This is a genomic window from Fundicoccus sp. Sow4_H7 (assembly GCF_052115865.1).
Taxonomy (GTDB): domain Bacteria; phylum Bacillota; class Bacilli; order Lactobacillales; family Aerococcaceae; genus Fundicoccus_A.
Map to the genome: position 1 here is coordinate 1 of NZ_JBQKME010000040.1, position 323 is coordinate 323.

Consider the following 323-nt stretch of genomic DNA (forward strand, 5'->3'; position numbering starts at 1 on the left):
GAACAAGCTGAGCAATATGAATTTACTACACCAGATGCAGGCGATAATGATGCAGCGGATTCAGATGCAGATTCTGAGGGTTATACAATTGAGTTCACATTAGATGAAACCAATTCAAACATAACTAAAGAATATGACAAAGAAATCTTAGCAACAGAAGGTATCGATCCAACATGGGATGCGGGAGTGATATTGAAAGAGATTACCCCAGAACCAGAAAAAACATATGCAGTTGGGGATTATGTTTGGATAGATGCAGATAAAGATGGCGTTCAAAATGATTCAGAAGTATTACCAGGAGTAACTGTTGAATTATTAGACGG

The 323-nt window shown here is 37.8% G+C and carries 1 protein-coding gene; it reads left to right on the forward strand.

Annotation, left to right across the window (positions count from 1 at the left end):
- Nucleotides 1-323, forward strand: a 323-nt coding sequence (locus tag ACTQ54_RS12460; RefSeq protein ID WP_441757259.1) for a hypothetical protein, incomplete at both ends; no start/stop codon positions are given.